The sequence below is a fragment of the Lawsonella clevelandensis genome (assembly GCF_003241315.1).
Taxonomy (GTDB): Bacteria; Actinomycetota; Actinomycetes; order Mycobacteriales; family Mycobacteriaceae; genus Lawsonella; species Lawsonella clevelandensis_A.
The window spans coordinates 1-1,421 of record NZ_QFOZ01000021.1 but is presented as its reverse complement, the minus strand read 5'-3'; the positions used below and the strand labels follow the sequence as shown (position 1 = coordinate 1,421).

At 53.5% G+C, this 1,421-nt stretch carries 2 rRNA genes; both read left to right on the top strand.

The features are described 5' to 3' along the window. Nucleotides 1-176 (top strand): 16S ribosomal RNA (locus DI579_RS07190); the annotation flags it as partial. 292 nt (nt 177-468) lie between these two features. After that, nucleotides 469-1,421 (top strand): 23S ribosomal RNA (locus DI579_RS07185); the annotation flags it as partial.

Genomic DNA, 1,421 nt, shown 5'->3' with positions numbered 1-1,421 from the left:
GCGGTGAATACGTTCCCGGGCCTTGTACACACCGCCCGTCACGTCATGAAAGTCGGTAACACCCGAAGCCGGTGGCCTAACCCTTGTGGAGGGAGCCGTTGAAGGTGGGATTGGCGATTGGGACGAAGTCGTAACAAGGTAGCCGTACCGGAAGGTGCGGCTGGATCACCTCCTTTCTAAGGATTTGTTTTTTTGAAGGTGCCTCATGCCGAGTGTGTGTGAGTGTGTCCTTTTGGGTGGATCATTCAATAACGCATCGTTTATGGTGATGTGACTGTCTCCGGGGTTGGGGATGGTGGTTGGTACATTGTTGGGTGTCTGAGGCAATATGTCCTCTTGTGGCGCCGTTGGTGCTGATGCCTTTTTGTGGGTGTTGGTGCTGGTGGGGCGTGTTGTTTGAGAACTATACAGTGGACGCGAGCATCTTATTCTTTGTTCTTTGTGAACGATTTATTGAATTCATGCTTTTGTTAAGTGTGTAAGAGCACACGGTGGATGCCTTGGCATCAAGAGCCGATGAAGGACGTGGGAGACTGCGTTAAGCCTAGGGGAGTTGTCAACCGAGCGGTGATCCTAGGATGTCCGAATGGGGAAACCTAGCCACAGTGATGTGTGGTCGCCTGCGCCTGAATGTATAGGGCGTGTGGAGGGAACGCGGGGAAGTGAAACATCTTAGTACCCGTAGGAAGAGAAAACAACCGTGATTCCGTTAGTAGTGGCGAGCGAAGGCGGATGAGGCTAAACCATATGCGTGTCAAGCCGGCAGGCGTTGCGTGTGTGGTGTTGTGGGAGCAAGTGTGTGTGGCTGCCGTCGCATGCTGTTGATGTTGTCGTTAGCGGAAGTCGTTTGGAACGGCGCACCGTAGTGGGTGAGAGTCCCGTACGTGAAAGCGGCAATTGTTGATGGTTCTTGTTTCCCGAGTAGCACCGGGCCCGTGAAATCCGGTGTGAAGGTGAAAAGTACCCCGGGAGGGGAGTGAAATAGTACCTGAAACCGTGTGCTTACAATCCGTCAGAGGCTTTCGGGCTGATGGCGTGCCTTTTGAAGAATGAGCCTGCGAGTTAGTGGTATGTCGCGAGGTTAACCCGTGTGGGGAAGCCGGAGCGAAAGCGAGTCCGAATAGGGCGTTTAGTGGAACTGAGGGGATGAGCTGTGGGTAGGGGTGAAAGGCCAATCAAACTCCGTGATAGCTGGTTCTCCCCGAAATGCATTTAGGTGCAGCGTCGTGTGTTTCATCTTGGAGGTAGAGCTACTGGATGGTCAAGGGGGCTTATCCGCTTACCAACACCAGCCAAACTCCGAATGCCAGGATGTGAGAGCACGGCAGTGAGACTGTGGGGGATAAGCTTCATAGTCGAGAGGGAAACAGCCCAGATCGCCGGCTAAGGCCCCTAAGCGTGTACTAAGTGGAAAAGGATGT